General features: G+C 67.1%; 29 protein-coding genes and 1 tRNA gene. 27 read left to right on the top strand and 3 right to left on the bottom strand.

All coding sequences use genetic code 11. The annotated features are described in order from the left end of the window. Positions 1 to 78: 78 nt before the first annotated feature. The 3 genes from folD to gcvH are packed head-to-tail and all read left to right on the top strand — an operon-like array spanning position 79 to position 2,487. Positions 79 to 933: a bifunctional methylenetetrahydrofolate dehydrogenase/methenyltetrahydrofolate cyclohydrolase FolD gene (gene folD / locus AAF430_17070; GenBank protein ID MEM7411944.1), complete on the top strand. Its 855-nt coding sequence runs from the start codon at positions 79 to 81 to the stop codon at positions 931 to 933. After that, positions 930 to 2,066 (top strand): glycine cleavage system aminomethyltransferase GcvT, encoded by a 1,137-nt coding sequence (gcvT, locus tag AAF430_17075; protein ID MEM7411945.1) that lies wholly within the window; start codon positions 930 to 932, stop codon positions 2,064 to 2,066. The genes folD and gcvT overlap by 4 nt, the downstream gene beginning before the upstream one ends. A gap of 28 nt (positions 2,067 to 2,094) precedes the next feature. Next, positions 2,095 to 2,487 (top strand): glycine cleavage system protein GcvH, encoded by a 393-nt coding sequence (gcvH, locus tag AAF430_17080; protein MEM7411946.1) that lies wholly within the window; start codon positions 2,095 to 2,097, stop codon positions 2,485 to 2,487. A 15-nt stretch (positions 2,488 to 2,502) separates the two neighbouring features. Here gcvH and AAF430_17085 read toward each other — a convergent pair whose 3' ends face one another. Continuing rightward, positions 2,503 to 3,375, bottom strand: coding sequence for a tetratricopeptide repeat protein (locus AAF430_17085; protein ID MEM7411947.1), 873 nt, complete (start codon positions 3,373 to 3,375; stop codon positions 2,503 to 2,505). Positions 3,376 to 3,651: 276 nt separating this feature from the next. On the opposite strand from AAF430_17085, the gene AAF430_17090 reads away from it, so the two are divergent. Continuing rightward, positions 3,652 to 4,500, top strand: coding sequence for a fatty acid desaturase (locus AAF430_17090; GenBank protein ID MEM7411948.1), 849 nt, complete (start codon positions 3,652 to 3,654; stop codon positions 4,498 to 4,500). After that, the gene (locus AAF430_17095) at positions 4,460 to 5,422 is read left to right on the top strand and encodes a class I SAM-dependent methyltransferase (GenBank protein MEM7411949.1); all 963 of its coding nucleotides are present in this window, start codon (positions 4,460 to 4,462) and stop codon (positions 5,420 to 5,422) included. The genes AAF430_17090 and AAF430_17095 overlap by 41 nt, the downstream gene beginning before the upstream one ends. Positions 5,423 to 5,431: 9 nt before the next feature. Here the strand turns inward: AAF430_17095 and AAF430_17100 are convergent, their stop codons facing one another. Further along, positions 5,432 to 7,195 (bottom strand): hypothetical protein, encoded by a 1,764-nt coding sequence (locus AAF430_17100; protein MEM7411950.1) that lies wholly within the window; start codon positions 7,193 to 7,195, stop codon positions 5,432 to 5,434. A gap of 117 nt (positions 7,196 to 7,312) precedes the next feature. Between AAF430_17100 and AAF430_17105 the strand changes: the two genes are divergently transcribed. The 22 genes from AAF430_17105 to AAF430_17210 all read left to right on the top strand — a co-directional run bounded on the left by AAF430_17105 (position 7,313) and on the right by AAF430_17210 (position 21,074). Further along, positions 7,313 to 8,299, top strand: coding sequence for a class I SAM-dependent methyltransferase (locus AAF430_17105; protein MEM7411951.1), 987 nt, complete (start codon positions 7,313 to 7,315; stop codon positions 8,297 to 8,299). Positions 8,300 to 8,535: 236 nt separating this feature from the next. Further along, complete coding sequence (locus AAF430_17110) at positions 8,536 to 9,006, top strand: hypothetical protein (GenBank protein MEM7411952.1); 471 nt, start codon at positions 8,536 to 8,538, stop codon at positions 9,004 to 9,006. Between the two features lie 129 nt (positions 9,007 to 9,135). Next, entirely contained in the window at positions 9,136 to 9,774 is a 639-nt protein-coding gene (locus tag AAF430_17115; protein MEM7411953.1) for a hypothetical protein, read from the top strand. Between the two features lie 1,860 nt (positions 9,775 to 11,634). Next, a complete protein-coding gene (locus tag AAF430_17120; GenBank protein MEM7411954.1) occupies positions 11,635 to 12,048 on the top strand; it encodes a hypothetical protein in 414 nt (137 codons plus the stop codon). A gap of 735 nt (positions 12,049 to 12,783) precedes the next feature. Beyond that, positions 12,784 to 13,155, top strand: coding sequence for a hypothetical protein (locus AAF430_17125; protein ID MEM7411955.1), 372 nt, complete (start codon positions 12,784 to 12,786; stop codon positions 13,153 to 13,155). A 3-nt stretch (positions 13,156 to 13,158) separates the two neighbouring features. After that, positions 13,159 to 13,791 carry a lysoplasmalogenase family protein gene (locus tag AAF430_17130; protein MEM7411956.1) on the top strand — a complete coding sequence of 211 codons (633 nt, stop codon included), beginning with the start codon at positions 13,159 to 13,161 and terminating at the stop codon, positions 13,789 to 13,791. Between the two features lie 334 nt (positions 13,792 to 14,125). Further along, positions 14,126 to 14,413 carry a hypothetical protein gene (locus tag AAF430_17135; GenBank protein MEM7411957.1) on the top strand — a complete coding sequence of 96 codons (288 nt, stop codon included), beginning with the start codon at positions 14,126 to 14,128 and terminating at the stop codon, positions 14,411 to 14,413. Positions 14,414 to 14,454: 41 nt separating this feature from the next. Continuing rightward, positions 14,455 to 14,850 (top strand): rhodanese-like domain-containing protein, encoded by a 396-nt coding sequence (locus AAF430_17140; protein MEM7411958.1) that lies wholly within the window; start codon positions 14,455 to 14,457, stop codon positions 14,848 to 14,850. 137 nt (positions 14,851 to 14,987) lie between these two features. After that, positions 14,988 to 15,239 (top strand): hypothetical protein, encoded by a 252-nt coding sequence (locus tag AAF430_17145; protein MEM7411959.1) that lies wholly within the window; start codon positions 14,988 to 14,990, stop codon positions 15,237 to 15,239. 159 nt (positions 15,240 to 15,398) lie between these two features. Then, the gene (locus AAF430_17150; protein MEM7411960.1) at positions 15,399 to 16,040 is read left to right on the top strand and encodes an RDD family protein; all 642 of its coding nucleotides are present in this window, start codon (positions 15,399 to 15,401) and stop codon (positions 16,038 to 16,040) included. Between the two features lie 6 nt (positions 16,041 to 16,046). Continuing rightward, entirely contained in the window at positions 16,047 to 16,508 is a 462-nt protein-coding gene (locus tag AAF430_17155; GenBank protein MEM7411961.1) for a hypothetical protein, read from the top strand. 39 nt (positions 16,509 to 16,547) lie between these two features. After that, complete coding sequence (locus AAF430_17160) at positions 16,548 to 16,919, top strand: VOC family protein (protein ID MEM7411962.1); 372 nt, start codon at positions 16,548 to 16,550, stop codon at positions 16,917 to 16,919. Positions 16,920 to 16,952: 33 nt separating this feature from the next. Then, positions 16,953 to 17,324 carry a VOC family protein gene (locus tag AAF430_17165; GenBank protein MEM7411963.1) on the top strand — a complete coding sequence of 124 codons (372 nt, stop codon included), beginning with the start codon at positions 16,953 to 16,955 and terminating at the stop codon, positions 17,322 to 17,324. Positions 17,325 to 17,411: 87 nt separating this feature from the next. Beyond that, positions 17,412 to 17,801 carry a VOC family protein gene (locus tag AAF430_17170; GenBank protein MEM7411964.1) on the top strand — a complete coding sequence of 130 codons (390 nt, stop codon included), beginning with the start codon at positions 17,412 to 17,414 and terminating at the stop codon, positions 17,799 to 17,801. A gap of 99 nt (positions 17,802 to 17,900) precedes the next feature. Then, positions 17,901 to 18,215, top strand: coding sequence for a zinc-ribbon domain containing protein (locus AAF430_17175; protein ID MEM7411965.1), 315 nt, complete (start codon positions 17,901 to 17,903; stop codon positions 18,213 to 18,215). Between the two features lie 22 nt (positions 18,216 to 18,237). Continuing rightward, the gene (locus tag AAF430_17180; protein MEM7411966.1) at positions 18,238 to 18,618 is read left to right on the top strand and encodes a hypothetical protein; all 381 of its coding nucleotides are present in this window, start codon (positions 18,238 to 18,240) and stop codon (positions 18,616 to 18,618) included. Between the two features lie 16 nt (positions 18,619 to 18,634). After that, positions 18,635 to 19,048 (top strand): zf-TFIIB domain-containing protein, encoded by a 414-nt coding sequence (locus AAF430_17185; GenBank protein ID MEM7411967.1) that lies wholly within the window; start codon positions 18,635 to 18,637, stop codon positions 19,046 to 19,048. Positions 19,049 to 19,138: 90 nt separating this feature from the next. Then, entirely contained in the window at positions 19,139 to 19,465 is a 327-nt protein-coding gene (locus AAF430_17190; GenBank protein ID MEM7411968.1) for a hypothetical protein, read from the top strand. Positions 19,466 to 19,554: 89 nt separating this feature from the next. Next, positions 19,555 to 20,184 carry a hypothetical protein gene (locus tag AAF430_17195; GenBank protein MEM7411969.1) on the top strand — a complete coding sequence of 210 codons (630 nt, stop codon included), beginning with the start codon at positions 19,555 to 19,557 and terminating at the stop codon, positions 20,182 to 20,184. Between the two features lie 45 nt (positions 20,185 to 20,229). Then, positions 20,230 to 20,556 carry a hypothetical protein gene (locus AAF430_17200; protein ID MEM7411970.1) on the top strand — a complete coding sequence of 109 codons (327 nt, stop codon included), beginning with the start codon at positions 20,230 to 20,232 and terminating at the stop codon, positions 20,554 to 20,556. Positions 20,557 to 20,599: 43 nt separating this feature from the next. After that, a tRNA-Sec gene (locus AAF430_17205) sits at positions 20,600 to 20,698 on the top strand. A gap of 43 nt (positions 20,699 to 20,741) precedes the next feature. After that, on the top strand, positions 20,742 to 21,074 hold the full coding sequence (locus AAF430_17210; GenBank protein ID MEM7411971.1) for a hypothetical protein: 333 nt from the start codon (positions 20,742 to 20,744) through the stop codon (positions 21,072 to 21,074). A gap of 24 nt (positions 21,075 to 21,098) precedes the next feature. Here the strand turns inward: AAF430_17210 and AAF430_17215 are convergent, their stop codons facing one another. Beyond that, positions 21,099 to 22,250: a sterol desaturase family protein gene (locus tag AAF430_17215; GenBank protein ID MEM7411972.1), complete on the bottom strand. Its 1,152-nt coding sequence runs from the start codon at positions 22,248 to 22,250 to the stop codon at positions 21,099 to 21,101. Between the last annotated feature and the right edge of the window lie 115 nt (positions 22,251 to 22,365).

A 22,365-nucleotide genomic window follows, 5' to 3' on the forward strand; every position in this document is an offset into this window, starting at 1 on the left:
CGTTCCCACCTCGCCAGCCCGGGGCTAAGCTCGGCGCGCGCCACCCGGCATCGCGTGGAGACCCCCATGACTTCCCCCATCGACACCGTCGTCGTCGACGGCTTGGGCCTCGCTCAATCGATTCGCAAGGAGCTCGGCGAAGCGATCGGCGCCCACGTCGCGGCCGGACGACGTGCTCCGAAACTGGCCGTCGTACTCGTCGGCGACGATCCGGCCAGCGCCTCGTACATCAAGGGCAAGCGACGCGCCTGCGACCGCATCGGCATGGACTCGACGGAAGTCGACCTGCCCGCCGACGCGACTCAGGAAGACGTCGAGGCCGTCGTCGCGAAGCTGAACGCGGACGACGGGGTCGACGGCATCCTGGTGCAGCTGCCACTCCCGAAGGGCCTGGATCCGGCGGCCGTCACCCACGCCATCGATCCGGCGAAGGACGTCGACGGCCTGCACCCCACCAATGCGGGGCTCTTGCTCCAGGGCCTGCCGACCCTGGTCGCGTGCACGCCCCTCGGCGTGATGGAAATCCTGCGCCGCCACGAGATTTCCCTCGAAGGCGCGGACGCGGTCGTGATCGGGCGCAGCGACATCGTGGGCAAGCCCGTCTCGGTCCTGCTGCAGCAGGCGAACGCGACGGTCACGCTGTGCCACTCGCGCACCCGCGACCTCCGCGAGCACTGCCAGCGCGCCGACGTGATCGTCGCCGCTGTGGGCGTGCCGAAGCTCGTCGAGCGCGATTGGGTGAAGCCCGGCGCCGCTGTAATCGACGTGGGCGTGACCGTCATCGACGGCGTGCTCACCGGTGACGTCGACACCGAGGCCGTCCAGGGCGTGGCGAAGATCGTGACGCCCCACCGCCGGGGCGTCGGCCCGATGACCATCACCATGCTGCTGCGCAACACGCTCACCGCCTACGAGGCGCGCACCGGTCGATGACGGACCTGTCGAAGACCCCTCTCTTCGCGCGGCACGAGGCGCTGGGCGGCCGCATGGTGCCCTTCGCCGGCTTTTCCATGCCGGTGCAGTACAGCTCGATCCTCGAAGAACACGCCGCTGCCCGCGAGGCGGTGGCTCTGTTCGACGTGTCCCACATGGGGCAGCTGCACCTCGAAGGGCCCGGCGCGGCGGCCTTCGCCGACCGGTTGTGTTCGCGCCGGATGAGCAGCCTGGCCGAGGGGCGCGTGCGCTACGCGCTGCTCTGCAACGAGGCGGGCGGCGTGGTCGATGACGTGACGGTCTACCGCACCGGCAGCGACGCCTTCCTCGTCTGCGTGAACGCTTCGAACATCGACAAGGACCGCGGCTGGTGCGAGCAGCACGCCCCGAGCGACGTCACGGTCCGTGACGCGAGCACCGACACCGGACTCCTCGCGCTCCAGGGCCCCGCCTGCCTCGCCGTGCTGGGCGCCCTGAGCAGCGACGACTGGGACGCCGTGAAGCGCTTTCGATTCGCCGCCGGACGCGTGGCCGATGTCGCCGTGCTCGCCTCGCGCACGGGCTACACCGGCGCCGACGGCTTCGAGCTCTACTGCGCGGCCGCGGACGTCGGCGCTCTCTGGGACGCCCTGCTCGACGCCGGTTCCGATCACGGGCTGCGGCCCGCAGGCTTGGGCGCACGCGACACCCTGCGCCTCGAAGCCGCCCTGGCCCTCTACGGCCAGGAGCTGGACGACACGACGACGCCCTACGAAGCGGGCCTCGACCGCTTCGTGGAACTCACCGCCGACGGCGAGGACCGCGACTTCCTCGGCGCCGACGCCCTGCGACACGGTCAGGCCGACGGCCCGCGCCGTCGCCTGGTCGGCTTCACGGTCCAGGGGCGGGGCATCGCACGCCACGGCTACCCGATCGTCGACGCCGGCGCCGAGATCGGCCGGGTCACTTCCGGCGCACCCTCCCCCACCCTCGGCCAGCCGATCGGTTTGGGCTATGTACCGCCCGAGCGCAGCGCCGTCGGCACCCGCCTGACCATCGCGGTGCGACAGCGCGAGCTCGAAGCCGAAGTGGTGCCGCTGCCCTTCGTATCGGGAAAGACCGCCGGTCGACCGGCGTCTCCCCCCAGAACCTGAACGCCCGAACCACCCGACGGAGACCCCCGTGGCAGACACGTCGATCCCCGAAGACCTGAAATACTCCGAGCAGGACGAATGGGTCCGCATCGAAGACGGACGCATCGTGATCGGCGTGACCGACTACGCCCAGGACCAGCTGGGGGACATCGTGTTCCTCGAGCTGCCCGAGGTCGGCACATCGGTGACTCGCGGCGAGAGCTTCGGCACGATCGAATCGGTGAAAGCCGTTTCCGACCTGTTCGCGCCGGTCTCCGGCGAGATCCTCGAGGTGAACGGCGCGCTCGTCGACGGACCCGAGCTGGTGAACTCGGACTGCTACGGCGAGGGCTGGATCCTGGTGGTCGCGGGCGATGCGTCGGCGGCCGACGGCCTGCTGGACGCCTCCGGCTATGCGAAGTACCTCGAAGACCGCGACTAGAGGCCCGGCCGGCGCTCAGCGCTCGTCTTCGTAGCCGTCGAGACGCGATCGGGCGATCCGGGCCCAGCTGCCTTCGGGGGTAAGCTTCAGATAGCGACGCCAGTGGGAGCGCGCCGTGCGCGGCAGCTCGAGCTTCTCGTAGATCAGCGCCATCGAGACGTGGACGTCCGGGAAGAGCGGATCGCTCTCGAGCGCCCGCCGATAGTGGGTGAGCGCGGTCTCGTCGGCCCCCGACTCTTCGCAGAGCGTTCCGAGGTTCAGGTTGCCCTCGACGTGGCGGGGGTCGAGGGCCAGCGTCTCTTCGAAGTGATCCCTGGCTTCGTCGACGCGCCCGCTGTTGAAGAGCAGCGAGCCCAGGTTGCAGTGGGCGTCGGCGTAGCGCGGGTCGAGGGCGATGGCGCGGCGGTAGGCGTCGGCCGCCTCGTCCCAGGTGGAGCGCTCGACATCGAGCTCGCAGCCCCGCTCGAACCATTCGCGGGCCGCGATCAGCGTCGACTGGGGATCCGGCGCCGACAGGGTCTCGACGGCGCCCTCGGTGCCTTCGCGCACGAAGTCGAGGACGAGCTGGCCGTCGGGCTCCATCCAGGTGCCCTCGTGGTGCACCAGCAGCCGCGGCGCTTCGCGCCAGGTGCGCAGAGACGGCAGCGGCTCGAGGCCCGGGAAACGCTCGCGCAGGTCGTCGGCTTCGCGGCGGATGCGCCGCAGGGAGACGCCCCGCGAGAGCAACCCGGCGATGGAACGCGCGCGCACCAGATCGCGAAAATCAAACGACGGCTCATCGCCGGATTCCGGAGTCGCGCTCAGGAGCGCGGTGCGTTCCCAGTATTGAACGCGCCGACGCGAGACACCGCACAGTCGAGCGACATCGCTCAGGGTGTAGGCGCTCACGGAGCGAAAAGGTACCGCGCGACTTCGCCCGCACAAGGGGACCGCGCGCGAAACCCGTCGCGATCGCGCGTTGTTGCGACGAAGTTTGCACGGAGATGACACTCGTCCGTGTCGCTCGCTGGAACCGCGGTCCCGGGACGCGCCTCTGGTTCCAGGACGGGCGTCGCACGCCTACCCGACGCGCGCACCCCGACGCGATGCGAGAATCCGTTTCCAGAAACGGCGACAAACCCTCGGAAGATTGACCGTTTTCGCGCCGACCCATACTCTGCCCGCATGTCGTCCCCGCCGCCTTCGCCCGCGCGCCGACGCCCGCCGGTGCCCCCGGAAGGCCTCGACGTGCGCACCCTCGCGCTGCTGGCTGCGATGTACGCCCTGCTACTCGGGAACTTCGCGCTCTACTGGACGGCGCCGCTGCCGCTGCTCGTGCACATGGCCGTCTCGGTCGCGGCGATCCACCTGGCGTTCACGATCTGGCACGAAGCGGTGCACGAGAACGTCTCGTCGTCGCGCCGGGTGAACGCAGCGGTGGGCGTGCTGGGCATGTTTCCGTACATGACGCCCTACTTCATGCAGCGCTGGATCCACCTGCGGCACCACACGCGCATGAACGAGCGCGACGACCCGAACTTCATCTACACAGACGGCCCCTTCGCCACCATCCTGCTGCGCTACCCGCGGGCGCTGGGCTACGCGAAGGAAGTGCTCGAATCCGATCCGCGCAGCCCGGGCGAGCGGCGCTCGGACCTGGCCAGCGTGGCCGTCGTCGCCGGGATCTTCGTCGTCGGCGCCGTCTTCGGGGTGGCCCTCGACCTGGTGCTGCTGTGGGCGATCCCCGTCGGCGTCGCGAAGCTGATCATGGACTGGTACATCAACTTCCTGCCCCACGCGGGGCTCCCGGCCGAGCGGCACGCGGGCACGCGCATCCTCGACATCGGCTGGCTCACACCCCTGGTGCTGCAGCACAACTACCACGCGATCCACCACCTCTGGCCCGGACTCCCCTGGCACCGCTATCGCGCGGTCTTCGCCGACCGCCGCGATGAGCTGGCCGCCGACGGCGTCCCGATCGAGAACCGCCTCCTTGGACCCTTCCGCGACCCCCGCCACGCTGACGCTGGTTGAGTCGCGTTGCGCCCTCTGTGGCAGCGACGACGCCGAGACGGTCGCCCGGGGCCATGACTACGAGTACGCGACGGCCGCGAACGAGTTCTCGTTCGTGCGCTGCCGCGAGTGCGCGCATCTCTACCTGAACCCGCGCCCCTCGGCCGACGACCTCGGCACCATCTATCCGCCCCACTACTACGCCTTCGGCAACGAGGGCACGGGCGTCGTGGCGCGGGCGCGACGCACCTGGGAGGGCGGGAAGGTGCGCCTCTACCGCGAATGCGTGGGTACCGGCACCAAGCGCATCCTCGACGTCGGCTGCGGCAGCGGGCGCTTCCTCGGTTTGCTGCGCGACTTCGGTGACCCGGCATGGGAGCTCGAGGGGCTCGACATCGACGCCGAGGCCGCCGCCGACTGCCAGGCCGCCGGCTTCGAAGCCAACGTGGGACGCATCGAGAGCTTCGAGAGCGAGCGGCGCTACGACGGCATCCTGATGCTCCAGCTGATCGAGCACGTGGAAGACCCGGCAGCCGTGGCGCGCCAGGTGTTCCGGCTGCTGGCACCGGGCGGCGTCTTCGTCGTGGAAACCCCGAACCCGGCGGGCCTCGATCACCGCCTCTTCCAGGGCCAGACCTGGGGGCACTACCACTTCCCGCGCCACTGGCACCTGTTCACCGACGCCTCCCTGCGCGGGATGCTCGAAGGCGAGGGCTTCGAGATCGAGCGGCACGAGAGCCTGATCAGCCCGGCGTCGTGGATCATCTCGATGCACAACGGCGTCGTCGCGCGCGGTGGCCCCGACTGGCTGGTGCGGCTGCTCGACTTCCGCAACCCGCTGCTGCTCTCGGTGTTCGTGCTGGCCGACTGGCTGCGCGCGAAGACCGGCGGTGCCACCTCGAACCAGCGCGTGATCGCGCGGAAGCCCGCGGCCGCGGGCTAGAGCGGCGCGCTAGGGCCCGTCGTTGCTCGGCTCGGGCACGCGCTCCCAGATCACGAAGCGTTCCCGGTCGTTCTCGGCCAGCACCGTCTCGTAGCGGTGCACGAGCCCACCCGGCGTGTAGGGCGACAGCGCGGGGATGTTGTTCGTCGACTGGGTCTTCACCTCGAAGGCCCTCGGCGCATAGCGCGCGCGACGAAAGAGCGTCTCGAGGCTGTCGTACTGCTGCTGCCAGGGGCGCGGGACGATCACGTCGGGCTGGAGTTTGAGATCAGCCTCGAGGTTGGCGCCGTAGTAGCCGACGATCACGTGGGCACCGAGGTAGTACATGAGCACGGGCTCGGCGTAGTTGGTGGCCACGACGAGCTCTTCCGGCCGGTCGTAGCGCTCGAGCAGGTACGGCACGGCGTAGTCGAGGGGCCCCTTGTAGGGCGTGCGCATCTCCGTCAGGCGCCCACCGAGCTCGGGTGCGCGCACCGCGAGGGAGGCCACGACGGCGATGGCCGCGGCCGCCGCCAGCCCGCGCCGCCAGCCCACGGACACCCCGCCCTCGGCCGCGAGCACCCGCCACAGCAGCCGCGCGTCGACCAGCACGAGCAGGGTCACGAGCGGCCCCATCGTGAGGAAGTAGCGCTCGAAGAGGAACGGGCTGCGCGTGACGATCGCGGCATACGCGAAAAGCAGAACGACCAGGAACGCCGACAAGCCGCGCAGGGCTTCGAGGCCGGCGGGCCAGCGGCGATCGGGGCGTGTCCAGAGCGCGATCCCCAGGAGCGCCTTCAGCCCGAGCACCAGGGCCCCGAACTCGAAGCGCAGCATGCTGTGGGCCACGAACTCGAGGTTGCGCGCGTAGACGGCCAACGAGCTGTCGAACTGGTCGAACCAGCGACTTGCCTGGAACACGAAGTCGAAGAACAGGAGCAGCGGCAGCACCGCGGCGGTGGCCGCGAAGACCGGGGCGTTCTCCCAGAGGGTGAAGCGCACCGCCTGCCAGAAGCGTCCGACGATCCCTGCGCCCTCGCCTTCCGCTGTCTGCACCTGACGCCAGCCGCGGAAGAACAGGAACAGACTCGCCGCCGCGCACCACACCCCGAAGGCGGGGTAGAAGGTGTTGAAGAGCAGGAACAGCGACGTGAAGGTGAGGAAGGCATAGCGGCCATAAGAGAGGCGCGCGAAGAAGTGCCGGTAGGCGAACGCGTAGAGCAGCGCGCCGTAGAGCAGGATCACGATCGGGTAGTAGCGGGCCTCGCGCAGGTGGAGGATCAGCGAGATCGACACGCTGAGCATGGCCAGATAGGCGAGCGCCGACAGCTGCCGAGCGCCCGGCCGGCCGCGCAACCCGGGCAGGATCGCGACGAAGAGCAGCGCCAGCCCGAACACCCCGGTGACGGTGTAGGGGAAGCGCAGCCAGAACGTCTTGTCGTGGACGTCGGTGGCGCCTTCGGCCAGGGCCACTCCGATGGCGCCGAGGTAGTAATTCATCCACGGGGCGCCGGTGTAGGCGTCGGTGCGCTCGTCGACCCCGAGCTCGAGCTTTTCCTTCAGGCCGTAGAGCACGTTGGGGCCGTCGTGAACCTTCGGAAAGCCGTAGCGGAGGATGCTGCGGCCGAAGATCACCGAGTCGCCCTCGTCCTCCCAGAGCAGCGGGTAGGAGAGGTGCACGAAGAGCATGGCGCCAAAGACGAAGGCCGCTGCGGCCAACAGCCCGGCCAGCACCGGGCGCGGTACGATTCGAGACGTGGGGGTGGAACTCGCAGCCGGCGCTTCACGGGGCACCGCCGCATCTTAGGGCACGGCACCGCCGCGCGGATCGCAGGGGCGGCGGCTTTGCCCTACGCTGCGCCGCCGTGAGCGCCCTGCGACCTGCCCAGGGCCCGAGCGGCGGCTGACACCATGCCTGCCCCCGGTCTCGGCGCCCCCTCCGACGCCTCCCCCGACGACGCCGATGCCCGCTGCCCCCAGTGCGGCTCCGACGCGCGACACCTCCGCTACCGGATTACCGACTTCCGTGTCTACGACTGCGCGAGCTGCGGCGTCGTATACCTGTGGCCCCAGATCGACGACGACACGGTGCGCGAGCTCTTCCAGACCCTCTACACCGAGGGCGAAGGCTCGGTGCCCGAGCTGAAGACCTACTACGACTTCACCTACCACGACCGGCCCGACAACCCGCTCGTGGACCAGTATGAGCGCTGGCTCGATTCGATCGAACGCGAGCGGCAACCGGGGAAGCTCCTCGACATCGGCTGCGGCACCGGCCTGTTCCTGGCGGTGGCGCGGCGCCGCGGCTGGGAGCCCTACGGCGTGGACGACTGCGTCGAGGCGACGAGTCACGCACGCGACCACTTCGGACTGGATGTCTGGAACGGCCAGTTCACCGAGTTCGCGGCCCGCGAGGGGCTGCGCTTCGACGCGGTCACGATGTGGGACGTGATCGAACACGCGCGCGACCCGGTGGGGCTGCTGCGCGCCGCGCGATCGGTGCTCGAACCCGCTGGTGTAGTGGCGGTCTCCACGCCGAACCAACGCAACCTGATGGACGACGTGGCGGGGCTGCTCTACCGCGCGACCGGCGGGCGCCTGACCGGCCCACTCGAGAAGTTCTACATCGAGCAGCACTTCCTCTACTACGGCCCCGACACGCTGCGCGACGCCTTCGACCGCGCCGCGCTCGACACCCTGACGCTCCACCGCGAAGAGACCGACCTGCGCCGACTCTCCCTCGCCTGGCCCGTCCGCGCGGGCCTCGAAGCGCTCTTCTTCACGGCGCGCCGGCTGGGCCTCGAGAACCGGCTCTTCGCGCTGGCGCGGTTGCCGGACGCGGCCCCTGCCGGCGGGGCGCCGGTCGGAACCGCGCCCACGGGCCCAACGCGCGCGTAACCGCAGCCAACGCGCATCCTCGCGCGCTTTCTTCGCAAAGCACGCGGCCGCGCGAAACGAACCCGAGCGTCCTCGGAGGCTTGTGCCCACCTCGAAGCGCCCCAAGCGGCGTACCGCCGCGCCGCCCCCACCCTGTGGTGTACCTTCGGTGCGGGTTAATGAGTGGTCAGGCAGCACGGGTTCCTGGAATGCGTTCCCAGCGTCTAGCAGTCTGTACTGTTCTTGCGGTTCTCATCATGCTGCTGTTCATCCCTGCCGTCATCGCGGTAGCCTCGTCCTACAACGAGCGCAACGAGATCCAGTACGACGAGGACCTCGACTACCGTCGGATCCTCTCAAACGTTCCCCAGCTCGCTATCAGCGACTACTCAAATGCACTGCAGGGCGGGTTCGGCAGCCCCTGGGTAACCATACATACCGCCCTGCTATTCCCCCTCTGCTGGGTCAGCACGCTCGCCCTCTTCGCGTTCTCGTCGAGAATCCCGCCATCGCTACTCGTGGCCGTACTAGCGGCTCAGTGCATGCTCTTCCTTCTCGCTGGAGGCCTGCTTGGCCTCATCACGCTGCCTTGGAGCATCGTCGACACCCGCCCTCATGATGGCGAGTGGCTTGGCGAGCATAGGCCCGTCTTTCACGTGCTCGGCCTCTGGGGACTATTTTGCGGTTTCGCGGCCCGCATGTTTCGCACTGGCGCGCGTGCTGCCTAACACGGCGTTGCAGCTGCCACCCAGCAGCGAGATCCAAATCCCGGGTAGACTGTGGCCTCAAACCAAGGCGACTTAGCACTCCCGGCAGCAGCTGGGCGCAGCTGAACGCCTGATCCGTTAGGCAGCCGCATGTTGCGCGCTCTGGTCATCGGAATCGCCGCCTTGCTCCTGAGTGGATGCCCTTTTGCCGGCACCACCCAACTCGATCTCCGGCCTTCCACATCACCTCTACCTGAGCCCGAGCCGATCAACAGGCCGGGCGATCTTGTCCTTGAGAACACCGGTTTCGTGTTCCCAGAGAGGTATGGCGACTTCATCCGCGTGGCCGCGCTTCGTTTCGACACCGCGGGCCTCGATCTGAGTGTCGGGTACAACTATCGAACCGCAGGTTGTCTCATCGCGGCAACCGTCTTCGTCTACCCGACACCCCGAATGCAGTTCGTGGGTGCGAGCAGCGAGGTGATCGAGTCAGTTCAGGCGCGCTGGATCTCAGAAGAGTTCACCGCACGTGTCGCGGAAATCAGGGCCCACCACCCGGATATCACCTCGGAACTGACCTATGAGGCCCATCTACCCTATCGAGGAACTGCGCTCACAGGCCCTGGGTTCTTCTTCGAGGCCCGGACGAACCGTTCGGAAATGAGCCTCTTCGTTCATGACGCTCGATGGTTCATCAAGCCTCGGTTCACGTACCCGGCTTCTTGTCGCGAGCAGGCGAGAGGCCTCATCGATTCGTTCCTGAGGAAACTCCCTTGGGCGGCTGCTTAACAAGGCGTTGCAGCTGACCGGGGAACCACGCGGTTCAAATTGGCCCTGGCATACTGGGGTGGTGCGCTCAGTCCATGGCGGCAAGTAGCCCCGGTAGCTGAACGCCTGATCCGTAAGGTGGCCTTGTCTTGGCGAAGTTCGTCATGCGAGACGCTACGCGCCATGAACAGCTAGTGAGCGCATACGAGGGACTCGTCGCGTCGCTCGACGACGGCTACGACATGAGCGTCTACGAGTACACCAACGACCTGTCTTGCCGAGACTTTCTGGAGGAAGCACGGGAAGAACCGGGTGTGCGCGAGCTGTGGTCCAGAGTGGTCGCAGCGGACGAAAGGCTTCGGGCACTTCTGCTACCTACCCTCAAGTGTATCCACGGTCGTTGTCCCAAAGAATGGTTTTGGTACTGGGGCTACCCACCGAACAGCCCTGAGCTTGAGAACGACCTCCGTTCGCAGGGCGCTATCTAGCAGGGCCTGCTGCTTGCGCGGCACTTCCTGGCCGTTGATTCCGGTGCTCACGGACCTTGCCCCGGCTCTCCCGGTGCGCACATCCTGCCGAAACCCCATCTAACGAGGCGTTTGAGCGGACCTCCCTCACGCGGCCGTTCAACCGAGCCACCCAGCCCCTTTGGTACAGTCGCTCAGAGCTTGGTGAAGGGTTGCCCCCAAGGCGGGAGGCAGCCCAATGCCGAAGTCGTTAGGCCGCGTGAATGCAGTTCGAGATGCATCTGGAGCCTGCCGACATCACAGCAGGGCAGCTGTTCTTGCGGCGGTCGTTGGATCAGACGCCCGTATGGTGGTACGTCCTTGGTTGTGTCGGCCTGGGTACTCTATTCGTGTTCGGTCGACGCGCGCTTGAGTTCGACTTCCACTACCTGAGTGCCGGATTGACGGTTGGGCTTGTGGGCCTCCTCTGGCTGGCATTCTCCATTCGAGCGCGCCGGGTCTTGGTTCCATCGGAGCGGGGCGTTGTCCTCGGACCACACCAAGTGACCACAGATGACCAAGGGATTCGCTTCGCTTCCCGGCACGCCGATGTCCTCTATCGCTGGCCCACGGTGAGGGGCTGGTCGGCTCAGGGCGAGCGAATCTTCATTAGCGTCGACCGGTTGGCGGTCCTGGTGATTCCGGCCCGTTGCTTCGAGTCAGGCGATCAGAAATCTGACTTCCTCTGCGAGCTGCAGAGACACGCGGCCCAACAAGGCGGTGTAGCTGACACCCAGCAGCGAGGTCCAAATCCCGGGTAAACTGCGGCGTCAAGCCAAGGCAGCTCAGCACACCCGGCGTCCGCCGGGTGCAGCTAAGCGCCTGATCCGCTAGGTGGCAGGATTGGTAGGGACCCTGTTCGGCATTGCCATTGCTCTCGCCTCGGTCCATGCGAGCACCTTGGACGTCCGGCCCGCCGGGTTCCCGCAGGAAGCCTGGCTCGAGGCACTCGAGACCCTTCCCCAAGAGCACGTTGTTCTTGTTTCGGCAGCCAAGGCCTTCCCCATCCCACCTGGCGGTTGCCCATTGCATCCACCTGAGGGCGCCCCAGATGATCTGGATGCGCTCCTAGCGGCGATTTCTCCGCCAAGATGTGGCCTTGTTGTCGCTGTGGATCTCGATCCACACCCGGTCTGCGTCAGCCTTCTCTACTACCAGCTGGTCCCCTCCGAGCGAGGCTGGGCAATCGCTTCGCAAACTCGAGGCAACCAGTGCGGCTGCGCATAGAACGCGCCTGCTACCCAATGAGGCGTTGCAGCTGGCCGGGGAGCTGCGCGCTCCATCCTCGGCTTCTGGCATACTCGAGGGGTGCGCTCAGCCCATGGCGGCAAGTCGCCCCGGCAGCTGATCGCCTGATCCGTTAGGCGGCGAATACTTGGAGCTCAAGCTCAACCCAGGCGATACCGTCGAGTCGCCCACCGCGAGTGACGTCGAGGAGGGCATCCGAGGGCTACCCGACAGCGATGACGCGTTCGCGATCCTTGCGTCCGAAGAGCAGCACTACATCCAGACCTCCGGTCATCCCGGCATCGGCTTCATCATGGAGTACCGAGAGGGCGGCGAGGACGATCACTTCCACTGCGTCCGGAATGCCATCCCTGCAGACCAAGTAGTGGATGCTTTCCTGTCGTTCCTCCGAGGCGACTCGGCCTTCAAGGCTGATTTCCCTTGGGCGCCTGGGCACTACGGCGGTAGCGAGGAGCCTGCCCCGGTGAAGTTCCGGTATGTCGTTCTCGCATTCGTGCTGGTTGCGGCTTTCCTTGCATACCGCCTGTGGTTCGCCGCCTAGCAAGGCGTTGCAGCGGACCACGGAACCGCGCGTTCCCATTGCAGCTTCTGGCATACTGTCGTGATGCGCTCAGCTCATAGCGGCAAGGTGCCCTGGCAGCTGAACGCCTGATCCGTTGGTCCGCGTGCATGTCGAGTTGGCGAGCAGCACACGGTGGGTTTCTTGCGACGATCCTACTGATGTCGACAGGCGCACCCGCGTCTGCAGCCCAGGGCTCGAGCGGCTTCGATTGCTCGAGTCGGAAGTTGTCGCAGTCTTCCCAGGCTCTTTGGTCTTCACGCCCACCAGCAACCTACTGATCGTCGTGGGCAACCTCTCCTCATTGGACGACCACGCCTCAGCATGCCACCGCGTAGCGGAGATCGCAGCAACGGCGCGAAGCGCGCGATCACTCCGCGTGATCTGGCGGTTCCCATCGGGAGCAAGAGTTGCGTGTGCTCAGGCCAAAGACCCCTATGTGAGCGCACCAGAGCCCATGGCTCGGGAGTGTTTTCTCGGGCTGCCATCCTGCGAGCGCCTGTGTCCGGAGGTCTAGCGTCATGCCGCCTGACAAGGCGTTGCAGCTGACCGGGGAGCAACGCGGTCCGATTCTGGCTCTGGCATACTCGGGTCGTGCGCTCGGCCCACGGCGGCAAGTCGCTCAGGGTTCGACGCCGGCTCGATAGGCAGCGGGGTGTCGACATGCCGCGATGTCCGATATGCCTCCGCACGTTCTCCGTCGAAGAGATCAGCTTCATGCGTGACTTCGCGAACCCGCGGCCGGGATCCACGAACTGCCGAGAGTGCGGCGCGGCACTCCGATGGTCGAAGGAATCCCTGGCCCCCCACGCGAAGTACGAATGGGCGGCGGTCGGCTGCTTCATTCTCGCAGTCTGCTCGATGGGGTACTACGGACTCTCGTTCGTCCCGCCGGGAATCATCCTCTTTGGCCTTGCGATCCTCTATGCGGGGAAGGACATGCCTCAGCTCGAGGCCTTTGCGCCCAGCGACGCAACCGAGTCGACTCCCCGCTTCGACCACGTCCGGGCATGGGGCGGAGCGTGGGTGGCCCTCAACCTGTACTTGATGCTCGGCGCGTTGGCCTATGGGGTCTGGAAAGCGTCGTAGAGAATGGCGCCCGTCACACTCTGCATCGTGTCCGTACTCGGGCTGCTGGTCGCCGAGCGAAAGGATCATGCCTGGGGACGGGCCGTGTTCAAGCTCTCTGCGTCCTCGGCGTTCGTCTGGGCGGGGGTGTCGTGGGGAGCGCTCGATTCGGGCTTCGGGCAGTGGATCCTCGCCGGGCTCTTGCTGTGCTGGCTCGGGGATGCCTTCCTGTTGGCCTCGGGCCAGAGCCTCGGGTTCGGGCTCGGCATCGGCGCGTTCCTGGGCGGCCATCTGTCCTATGCGGTTGCGTGCACACGGCTCCCCCTCGACGCGGGCGCGCTGGCCGTCGTCGGACTGGCGCTGGCCGTAGCGGCGACGCTCACCTTGCGACGGATGGGCCCCCACCTTCCTCGCGAGTTCCGGGTTCCCGTCGTCCTCTACGTCGTGGTGATCTCTGCGATGTGCGCGCTCGCCTGCGCGGCCGCGGCGCTGGGCGCGCCGCCGCTGCTCGGCGTGGGAGCGATCGGGTTCGCGGTGTCGGATCTGTCCGTGGCGCGCGACCGGTTCATCGCCGAGAGCTTCTGGAACGGTGCGTGGGGACTGCCCGCCTACTTCTTGTCGCAGCTGGCGCTCGCGTCGACGGTCGCCGCCGTTTGAAGGCCGAGGAGAGTCGGCCCCTCGGAGCTTGCGTGCGCCGAGAGCGGAACGGAGAACCACGCGCACCGAACCTCGCTCTGCCATACTGATTCGGTGCGCTCAGCCGACGGTGGCACGGTGCCCCGGCAGCGGAACGCCCGATCCGTTCGGTGGCCTCCAGATCGTTTCAATGACACTTCCTCAGCTCGCCCTCTCAGGCCTCGTCACCTGCTCCATCGCCTTCGGCTGCGCGGGACCATCGGGCCCATCCATTCAACTCGACCCAGAGCTCCGGTCGCGTTCCCTGGACGACCGACTCCAGTTCCGATCGGCATTGGAGGCGTCCTGCAGCCAGATGGCCGAGGTCGACATGGTCATCGCGCAAGCCATCTCGATCGGTGCGCCGGTCTACAACGCCGGCTCTCCCCTCGGTTGCTACCGAATCTACGAGGGCGCGGCCTACAAGCTCCTGTTCATGCTGGACCGCAGCTGCCCAGACCTCACCGCGTTCGTTCGCGCGAGCCTCGCCCAGGCCGAGGCCGACGCGGCGATCGATCGCAAGGCGTGGACGATGCGACGCACTTTCGACACGATTCTGGGCGAACCAACGAGCACAGCCCCTCTCGTTTCGCCAACGTTCTAGAGCGTCCCGCGCCCGCCAGGCGACCGGATCGGAGAATCCTCATGCAACGTGCTTGTCTCACACTCGTGGCGCTCCTCGTCGCGGGAGCCGTGTCCGCGGAGGATCCCGAACCGGGGGTCGCTCCCAGCATCACCCCGAACGAGCTACACGCCCAAAGCGTGAGTGGCAGCGCGCCCGTGATCGTGGACGTGCGGACGCCTGAGGAGTTCGCCTCGTCGCATATCGCCGGAGCGATCAACATCCCGTTCGACGAGGTCGCCGAGAGAATCGAGGAGATCGATGCTCCCGAGGGCGTCGCGCTCTATTGCATGGTGGGTCCGCGTGCGCGCAAAGGAGAGTCGGTGCTTCTCGCTGCGGGATACGACAAGGTGTTCCACATCGAGGGAGGTCTCGCCGCGTGGCAGGCGGCCGGACTTCCCGTCACGAACGCGCCCTAGGTGCGTCGGCTGCCTGACGAGGCGGTGCGAACGACTGGGCAACCGCGGTCCCGCTTCGGCTTCTGGCATACTGGGCCCGCGCGTGTCTCACGGCGGCAGGGTGCGCCGGCAGCGGAGCGGCTGGTCCCGGAGGTCTCATGCGAGGAATCGTCGGCATCGTGGGGATCGCTCTCGTGCTCCTGGTGATCGTGATCGTCGTGGACATCGTGGTGCGACCGACCCCCGTCGCAGGAACCTGCGCCCTCGACCGCCAGCTGCTTCTGCCGGACGCCTGCGCCGGAAACTGCGAGCCTGGGGACGACTGTCTGGCCCTGACGACGCGGCCCTACCTCGGCTTCCTCGTCCAGGCCGCCTCTTGCGTGGATCTCTGCTCGATCACGGTCGAGTAGCGAGCCGACACACGGGTGAGGAGCCCGAACTCGACCCGCGGCCCGGGGGCGGTGCCGGCCCAGGTCGGCTTCTGGCATAATTGGGGAGCGTGCTCAGCCGCTGGCGGCAGGGAGCCCCGGCGACTGAACGCCTGACCCACTAGGCAGCCGGTTCCGAGCATGCTCGCCACACTGCCCCAGCGCCTCTGGTCCGCCGCCTTCGACGGGCTCTTCTACGTCGGCTGGTTCGCCTTCGTGGCCTTCGTCCAGCCGTGGCCGGACGCGCTCCACGGCGCCCTCAAGGCCTTGATCTGGTTCACCCCTCCCCTCCTCGTCGAGCCCCTCTGCGTCTGGCTCGTGGGCGGAACTGCGGGCCAGCGGCTGGTGGGGCTGCGCGTCCGGAGCACCGACGAAAACGCACTCTCCTTGCTGCGGCTGGTGGCCCGCCACTTCTCCAAGGCCGCTCTGCTCGGGGTGTCCGTGTTCTACCTGCCCTTCTCGAAGGGAAAGCAGGCCCTCCACGACGCGATCTTTGGCACCTATGTCGTCGCCGAACCCGTGGCCGCGGACTTCGCGTTCCCGCCGCCAGAACCGATCCACTGGGGGCCCTTCTTCGGGGCGCTTCCGGCCGCGTGGGTCGCTTCCGTTCTCGCCGCGATCCCGCTCCTGCTCCTCCTCGGGCTCGTGACCGCGTTCACGACGAGTGCCATGCTCGAGGACGTCTTGGACTTCGCCACCTCCGTCGTCATGTCCCTCGTCTTCATGGTCACGATGATCCGGCGGGGGCGAAAGAGCCTTGCCGAGACGGCCGCCTCGTCGTGAAGCCTCATGGGTGAGAAGACGCCGCGCTACGCAGAGCAGAACTCCTCGCAATCGCTGCGGGAGGGCCTCGCCGAGTACTACGCGCGCAACCCCGACATCCTCGACCCGGCAGAGCTTCCCGCCGGCGCAGAAGCGCTCTTCCGCCAACACGACGCCGGTCACGTCGTGTTCGGGTGCGACACCTCGCTCCGCGGCGAAACCCTCATCGATACCTGGACCCTCGTCGGGTCGACGCTGGGCGTGCGTGGCTACCTCGAGTACCTGAAGCAACCCCAGGTGAATCAGATCTTCTCGGACGCCGGATACGGGCGAATCGCGATGGAGTCGCTGCGTTGCCTTCCGGATGTCGTGCGCGTACTGGTGCGAAGTCGCCGCCTCTCCTCACGCTGGCCCTGGGAAGCGTATGATGACCACCTGGATCGGCCGCTCGACGAGATTCGCCGGGAGTTCAACATCCATGTGGTCTGAGAGTTCTCCTGGCCAGCGCCGCGTGCGCCGGGTGGCCACGTGATCACGGACACGATGCACGTGATCGCGGTTCCCGATCTGGCCGCATCGGCGACCTTCTATCGTACCGTCCTCGGCTTCGAGATCGAAGAAGCGGGTGACCCGGGCTGGCGTTTCTTCGTCAAGGACCGCTGCCGCATCATGGCGGGCGAGTGCCCCGATGCGCTGCCGCCAGAGCGCACCGGCGACCATTCCTACTTCGCCTACCTCACGGTCGAGGGAGTCGATCGGTATCACGACCAAGCGACCCAGGCGGGTGCGGAGATCGTCAAGGATCTCCGGGACGAACCCTGGGGCATGCGCGAATTCGGTCTTCGTACGGTCGACGGGCACCGGATCATGATCGGGAGCCCGATGCACGCGGGAGCGTAACCCGGCGCCGACTCACCTTCGGAGAACCCAGCTTTGCCCCGGATCACCACAGCAGCCCCCCAGTTCCTCGTCGAGAACCTCGAAACGGCGATCTCGTTCTACGAGGGGCGTCTCGGCTTCGCCACGGACTTCGTCTACGACGACTTCTACGCGAGCGTCTCGCGAGACGGGGCCTGCATCCATCTGAAGTGCGCTCCGAAGCTGGAAGCCGAGCGTCACCACCGGAAGGCCGAAGAACACCTGGACGCCTTCATCGACGTCACGGAAGTACAGGCGCTCGAAGAAGAGCTCGCCCGCCGCGGCGCCCCGATCGTCAAGCCCCTCGAAACGCGCCCTTGGGGCGTGCGGGACTTCTACGTCGAGGATCCGGACAGCTACATCCTCTGCTTCTCGGAACGCGCCTAGCGATCCTAACCCATGCGGGCCCCTTGCCCGGGTCCGCGGCGCGCCATCGCCGGGCCCGCTACCGGTCTGAGCAAAAAGAAGGATCCGATGGAAGACCCGGACGAGTTCTACCTGCGGCCGATCCTGTGCGTCCGCGATGTCACGGCGAGTGCCGATTACTTCTGTGAAAAGCTCGGGTTCGAGCGCCGCTGGCAATCGCCCGAAGACCAGCCGGTGATCGCCCAGGTCAGTCGCCGCGGACTCGATCTCATTCTCGATTCCGGGAGTTCGATCCCGCGGGCCGGGCGTCCGTCGGTGCTCAGCTTGTCACTCCACGACGAGGCCGGCCTCGGCGCTCTCTACGAGGAATGTGAGCGCCGCGGCGCCCGTACGAACGGCCCGCCCTTCGAGGTGCACTGGCAGCCTGGCGTCTTCCAACTCGAGGTGACGGATCTCGATGGCAACATGCTCGTGTTCTGGGGCGACGCGCCGCGGTAGCGCCAAGCCGACTCGGCGCTCTGGCATACTGGTTGCATTCACTCAGCTCGAGGCAACGCGTCGCCCCGAATCCTGGGCGATCCACCGACCGGGCGTCGCATGTCGAAGAAGCGCGAAACGGGGCGAGACCCCACCGAGAAAGCCCTTCGCGAGGCAGACCGGATCCAACGGCTTCCCCGCGAGAGCCAACGGGGGCACCCCAGCGCAGTCCCCGCCGATCCAGCGAAGCTGGATCACATCAACACCTACGGGAGCCTGCCCGAGTTCTACATCGACCTTCCCTTCACGTGTCGGCAGTGCGGCAAACGTGAGATCTGGAAGGCGCGTGACCAGAAGTGGTACTACGAGGAGGCGAAAGGCCACATCGACGCCACCGCAGTCGCGTGTCACGCCTGCCGGACCGAGGAGCGCTAGAGCTCCCACCTGCGAGGTCCCCATGAGGCTACTCGCCTTCCTGTTCTGCGCCGTCGTCGTCGCCATGGGCGCCGTCGGCCTCTTCGCGCCGGCGCGCATCGTCGCGTTCGCACGGCGCTTTCAGTCACAGCAGGGTCTGTATCTGGCTGCGGCCATCCGGCTCGCCTTCGGCGGCGCCCTGGTTCTCGTCGCACCCGAGGCGCGCCTGCCGAACGTGGTTTTCGGGCTCGGCGTCTTCCTCATCGCGGCGGGTGTCATCACGCCGTTCTTCGGCCCGGACCGCTTCGGCCGGATCCTCGACTGGTGGGCCGGGCGCAGCGAGGGGTGGATCCGGGCGTGGTGCGTCTTCGCCCTGCTCTTCGGACTCGCAGTGGCCCGCGCGGTCGGTTTCGAGACCGGGTAGCGAGTCGGCCCCCTGCATGAACTGCCCTTCCTGTCACTCGAGAATGGCCACGGTCGCCTGGCAGTCGCTGGAACTCGACCAGTGCGAGGCCTGCGGGGCGCTCTGGTTCGACGCGAAGGAATTCGGGACGTACCTGCGCTCGCCCCCTGAGTACGTTTCGACGCCGGCCAGCGCGCCCGAGCCAGCAAATCCGACGCTTCGCTGTCCCCACTGCATCCATGTCCCGCTCGAGCCTCGGGAACAACGCGGAGCCACTGCCCACGCGTGCGGCGAGTGCAAGGGCGTGTTCCTCCTGCCGTTCGACCTCAACCTGATTCTCAACGGTCGGCGCGGCCATGGCGCTGACAACGGAGTCCTGGACGTACTGGACGTCGGCAGCGACGCCATCGGACTGATCCTGGAGTGGCTCGCCGCGCTGCTGCTGGACTAGCAGCGCTCCCGACCCGGTGGTTCTGCCGTACCCTCACAAGACGCGAAGGCGAGCAGGCTGAAATCAATCTGTATCGGAGCAAACCAACCGATGGCCGAGAAGAAGTCGGACGACCACTACGTCGACGTTCCCGAGGGCATCACGCCGAAAGAGATGAAAGGCCTGGTCGAGCGAGCCGCCGAGGCCGCGGGGCTCTACGTCTCGCACATCGGATCGTACTCGCGGACGAAGTACCCGAACTCGGTGCATTGGCACTTAAAGCGCGACCCGAAGGAGCGGGGCCTGCTCGACGCGACGTTCTGGGACGTTCGCTCGCTCTTCTGGCTGATGATCCGCCACCGCGAACCCCAGTGGGTGCACGAAACGGTCCCGAAGCTCCTCGCCGCACTCAAACGCGAAGTCGCGGCGCTCCCCTGAGCGCGGAGACGCAGAACAATGCAAAGACGCGTCGGCGCCAACCGTTGAAACCCGAGCGTACAGACTTTCAGCTCCCCCATGACAGGGGCATGCGCCGCCCGGTCTATCGAGACGGACCCGAGCTGGGGCCTTTCGTCCTCGGCGTTCTGACCGCGCTCGCTGTGCTCGGGAGCGTCTTCTTCGGAGATCTAGGCGATACCTACACGCTAAACGCCAGCTGGCTCTTCGCGTATGGAAGTGCTCCCGGGGCTCTGGTCGGCTTCGTCGTGGGGCGTGGCCTGGTACCCGAAGGCACGCCAAGTCGAAGGGGGGCGATCGCGACACTCGGGCTCGCTTTCGGTGTTCTCTCGGGCTCGGCGGCGATCCATTGGAACGCGTTCGGCCCACAGCCAGCACCCGCCCTCGTCTCCCTGGCCGTCGAGGACATCGAGTACACGCGGGGTGGATACAACCGTGTCCCGTCGTACAGGATCCTCCTGTGTTGGCACGGCGAATCGCGCTGGCGCGGCGTCTCGAAGGAGCTCTACCGACGCATGCAGGCGCCGCGCCTCGTCGACGTCCTCCAGGGCCCCGGCGCACTCGGTTTCCCCCACATCCTGGAGTTCGGCGAGACCCGGCTCCCGAACGGTGCGGCCCAACTGACGGGGCAGGAACGCGGCCCCACGGGCGCGGGCATCCTCCCGCCCTGTGGTGCGTCTTCTGAAGAGTCGTCACCCTAGCCGCGACGGCGGACCCAGCCGCAGGGCCCGGAGGACGCTCGGACGGTGCAGATCCCCATCGCCCTACTCCTGGACTTTGGCGTGCTCATCGGCGCGGTCGTTCTGAGCTTCGTGACCGCCGGTTTCATCGACGCCCGGCTCAGTGCCCACCACCCCGCGGAGAAGGATCGCCTGGGCGCCCCTTTCCTCTTCAACGCGGGTACGGCGGAAACGCGAAGCCATCAGGGCGCATGGCTGCGATTCGTGCTCTGGCAGCATCTCTCGAAGCGCGATTTCGCTCTCTCGGCCCTCTGCCTGGCAAACGTCGGGCTGTACGGGGTGATCGTGTCCCTCATCCTCGGCCTCTGGTCCCCCGCCGCGCACTTCCTCTAGCGAGACTCGCTCGGGCTCGATCAGATGCACTAGAGTCCGCCTCGGAAGCGTTTCTGGTGCTGGTGCCCGGCTCGGACTTCAAATCCGATGGGGAGCGCGGCGACGCGTTCCCGGCGGGTTCGATTCCCGTCCGCTTCCGCCACCCCGCGCCCGCCCTCGCGGCCGGCCCTTCGGAGCCCTCTCCCATGCGCCTCGCCGCTCTGCTCGTCGCCTCGCTCTGCTTCGCCGCCTGCACCCAGGAGAGCCAGAACCAGATCGGGCGCGCCGTGCAGAACTGGACCGGCACCGACGGCGTCCTCGAGATCTACGCGGGCGAGAAGCTCGTGAAGCGCTTCCTCGAGATCGACAAGCTCACCACGGCGGCCGGCACGTCGAGCGGCGAAGCCCGCCCCTACCGCTTCGGCTACGGCGTCCTCGACGCCAATTTCAACGGCCGCGTCGACCCGGGTGAGAAGAAGGTCTACTTCGAGTTCAGCGACTACTCGACGTCCTACGTCTTCCACGAAGCCACGAACTAGAGCCACACGCCGCGGCGCCGGCGACTACCCCTCGGCCGATCCCTTCGGCGGCGCCACGAACGGGTAGAGATGCTGGGCGAGGAAGCTCTTCGGGAGCGGCTTCCCCACCACGCCGTAGCGCTCGGGCCAGCGCCCGGGGTTGTCGACGTGGGTGCCGAAGAGCATGTCGAGCACGGGCAGGTTCGCCGCGTAGTTGCGGTCGATCGCCTCGGCGTCCGCCGCATGGTGCCAGTGGTGGAAGTGGGGCGTGACGAACAGGTATCGCAGGGGCCCGAAGTTCCAGCCGACGTTCGAGTGGATCAGCACCCCCTGGATGCTGACCCACACGACGTAACCGTTGATGGCCGCCTCGCTGAAGCCCAGCAGGAAGAGCGGCAGGATCACCGTCGACCGCGTGAAGAGCACCTCGGCGAAGTGGATCCGCGACCCCGACAGCCAGTCCATCTCGGCCGGGCAGTGGTGGACGGCGTGGAAGTTCCAGAGCCGGGGGTGTTCGTGCATCAGCCGATGACCCCAGTACTGGGCGAAGTCGGCCGCGAAGAGCACCTCGATGAACTGGAGCCAGACCGGCTGGGAACGCACCAGATTCTGGAGCCCATCGTGAACGGCCCAGCCGAAGAGACCTTCGGAGAAGAACGTGGTCACCAGCAGGATCACGCTCACCATCAGGTGGTTGAAGACGTAGTAGACGAGGTCGAGCTTCCACTCCTTGCGAAGCGTCAGCTGCTCGGGGCGGTGTGGCCAGAGCCGCTCGATGAAGACGAACACCACGGTGTTGGCGACCAGCGCGAGCACCAGCCAGTCGAAGCCGAACGACACCATGGGCTGATCGAAGTCGTCGATCTCGACGCCGGTGCCACCCAGCCACTGGGCGGCGAGGGTGAGACCGATACCGATCGCGCCCAGCCGCTTCGCCCGCCACAGGAAGAACGTGACCGAACCGAACACCACCGAGAGCACCATCGCGGCGCCCAGCACCTGGCGCAGCAGGTCGATGTCGTAGCCCGCGCGCAGCTCGGGCGTGGTCAGGTACTCGGGGAAGTGGAAGCAGAGCACCCCCAAGAGACTCGACGCACCGAGGAAGATCGCGATCGCACCGCTGATCTTCCCTTCTCCCACCTCGAGGGGGACTTCTTCGGTGCGAGAAACGCGCTCGCCGCCTGCCCGGTCATCCATCCGTGGATCCTCCCATCCCCAAGACCCAGATCATCGCGTGCATCGGCGCGTCCGGCACGCGAGCTGAGGGGGCCCCGATCCCAGAGGTTCGGCGAGATGCACACGCCCTGCACCC

Source organism: Myxococcota bacterium (genome assembly GCA_039030075.1).
In the GTDB taxonomy this organism is placed as follows: domain Bacteria; phylum Myxococcota_A; class UBA9160; order UBA9160; family SMWR01; genus JAHEJV01.

Excerpts from the sequence above, each read along its gene's own strand:
- AAF430_17215 (MEM7411972.1), bottom strand. The coding sequence starts at position 22,250 with ATGGATGACCGGGCAGGCGGCGAGCGCGTTTCTCGCACCGAAGAAGTC.
- AAF430_17125 (MEM7411955.1), top strand. The coding sequence starts at position 12,784 with ATGCGTGACTTCGCGAACCCGCGGCCGGGATCCACGAACTGCCGAGAG.
- AAF430_17135 (MEM7411957.1), top strand. The coding sequence starts at position 14,126 with ATGGCCGAGGTCGACATGGTCATCGCGCAAGCCATCTCGATCGGTGCG.
- AAF430_17180 (MEM7411966.1), top strand. The coding sequence starts at position 18,238 with ATGAGGCTACTCGCCTTCCTGTTCTGCGCCGTCGTCGTCGCCATGGGC.
- AAF430_17170 (MEM7411964.1), top strand. The coding sequence starts at position 17,412 with ATGGAAGACCCGGACGAGTTCTACCTGCGGCCGATCCTGTGCGTCCGC.
- AAF430_17195 (MEM7411969.1), top strand. The coding sequence starts at position 19,555 with ATGCGCCGCCCGGTCTATCGAGACGGACCCGAGCTGGGGCCTTTCGTC.
- AAF430_17210 (MEM7411971.1), top strand. The coding sequence starts at position 20,742 with ATGCGCCTCGCCGCTCTGCTCGTCGCCTCGCTCTGCTTCGCCGCCTGC.
- AAF430_17115 (MEM7411953.1), top strand. The coding sequence starts at position 9,136 with ATGTTGCGCGCTCTGGTCATCGGAATCGCCGCCTTGCTCCTGAGTGGA.
- AAF430_17110 (MEM7411952.1), top strand. The coding sequence starts at position 8,536 with ATGCTGCTGTTCATCCCTGCCGTCATCGCGGTAGCCTCGTCCTACAAC.
- AAF430_17150 (MEM7411960.1), top strand. The coding sequence starts at position 15,399 with ATGCTCGCCACACTGCCCCAGCGCCTCTGGTCCGCCGCCTTCGACGGG.
- AAF430_17185 (MEM7411967.1), top strand. The coding sequence starts at position 18,635 with ATGAACTGCCCTTCCTGTCACTCGAGAATGGCCACGGTCGCCTGGCAG.
- AAF430_17175 (MEM7411965.1), top strand. The coding sequence starts at position 17,901 with ATGTCGAAGAAGCGCGAAACGGGGCGAGACCCCACCGAGAAAGCCCTT.
- AAF430_17190 (MEM7411968.1), top strand. The coding sequence starts at position 19,139 with ATGGCCGAGAAGAAGTCGGACGACCACTACGTCGACGTTCCCGAGGGC.
- AAF430_17140 (MEM7411958.1), top strand. The coding sequence starts at position 14,455 with ATGCAACGTGCTTGTCTCACACTCGTGGCGCTCCTCGTCGCGGGAGCC.
- AAF430_17105 (MEM7411951.1), top strand. The coding sequence starts at position 7,313 with ATGCCTGCCCCCGGTCTCGGCGCCCCCTCCGACGCCTCCCCCGACGAC.
- AAF430_17145 (MEM7411959.1), top strand. The coding sequence starts at position 14,988 with ATGCGAGGAATCGTCGGCATCGTGGGGATCGCTCTCGTGCTCCTGGTG.
- AAF430_17130 (MEM7411956.1), top strand. The coding sequence starts at position 13,159 with ATGGCGCCCGTCACACTCTGCATCGTGTCCGTACTCGGGCTGCTGGTC.
- AAF430_17090 (MEM7411948.1), top strand. The coding sequence starts at position 3,652 with ATGTCGTCCCCGCCGCCTTCGCCCGCGCGCCGACGCCCGCCGGTGCCC.
- gcvT (MEM7411945.1), top strand. The coding sequence starts at position 930 with ATGACGGACCTGTCGAAGACCCCTCTCTTCGCGCGGCACGAGGCGCTG.
- AAF430_17155 (MEM7411961.1), top strand. The coding sequence starts at position 16,047 with ATGGGTGAGAAGACGCCGCGCTACGCAGAGCAGAACTCCTCGCAATCG.